Annotated in this window: 1 protein-coding gene; it reads right to left on the minus strand. The window is 54.3% G+C overall.

From position 1 onward, the window contains the following. Positions 1–1,074, minus strand: a 1,074-nt coding sequence (gene eno / locus AACG97_RS00260; protein ID WP_338463241.1) for a phosphopyruvate hydratase, incomplete at both ends; no start/stop codon positions are given.

Raw genomic sequence — 1,074 nt, forward strand, 5'->3', positions numbered from 1 at the left:
ACGGCTCATAGAACCGGTTTTGATCTGGCCTGCAGCGGTACCGACAGCCAGGTCAGCGATGGTCGCGTCTTCAGTTTCGCCAGAACGGTGAGAGATGACAGCGGTGTAGCCAGCGTCTTTCGCCATCTTGATGGCAGCCAGAGTTTCGGTCAGAGAACCGATCTGGTTGAATTTGATCAGGATGGAGTTAGCGATGCCTTTTTCGATGCCTTCTTTCAGGATCTTGGTGTTGGTTACGAACAGGTCGTCACCAACCAGCTGGATTTTGTCGCCCAGTACTTTGGTCTGGTATGCGAAACCGTCCCAGTCAGATTCGTCCAGGCCATCTTCGATGGAGACGATCGGGTACTGTTTGGTCAGGTCTTCCAGGAAGTGAGTGAACTCTTCAGAGGTGAACGCTTTGTTGCCTTCGCCAGCCAGAACGTATTTACCGTCTTTGTAGAATTCAGATGCTGCGCAGTCCATCGCCAGGGTGATGTCTTTGCCCAGCTCGTAGCCAGCAGCTTTAACCGCTTCAGCGATAACAGCCAGTGCTTCGGCGTTAGAACCCAGGTTCGGCGCGTAGCCGCCTTCGTCACCAACGGCAGTGTTCATGCCTTTGGACTTCAGCACTTTCGCCAGGTGATGGAACACTTCAGAACCCATGCGTACGGCTTCTTTCAGGGTCGGCGCGCCAACCGGCTGAATCATGAATTCCTGGATGTCGACGTTGTTGTCAGCGTGCTCACCACCGTTGATGATGTTCATCATCGGAACCGGCATGGAGTATTTGCCCGGAGTGCCGTTCAGTTCCGCGATGTGCGCGTACAGCGGCAGGCCTTTGGACGCTGCAGCTGCTTTGGCGTTTGCCAGAGAAACAGCCAGGATAGCGTTCGCACCGAAGTTAGATTTGTTTTCAGTACCGTCCAGGTCGATCATGATCTTGTCGATGCCAGCCTGATCTTTAGCATCTTTGCCCAGGATTGCCTGAGCGATCGGGCCGTTTACCGCAGCAACAGCTTTGGTTACGCCTTTACCCAGGAAACGGGATTTGTCGCCATCGCGCAGTTCCAGCGCTTCGCGGGAACCAGTAGA

The sequence above is a fragment of the Pseudomonas sp. Nvir genome, from assembly GCF_963778085.1.
Taxonomy (GTDB): Bacteria; Pseudomonadota; Gammaproteobacteria; order Pseudomonadales; family Pseudomonadaceae; genus Aquipseudomonas; species Aquipseudomonas juntendi.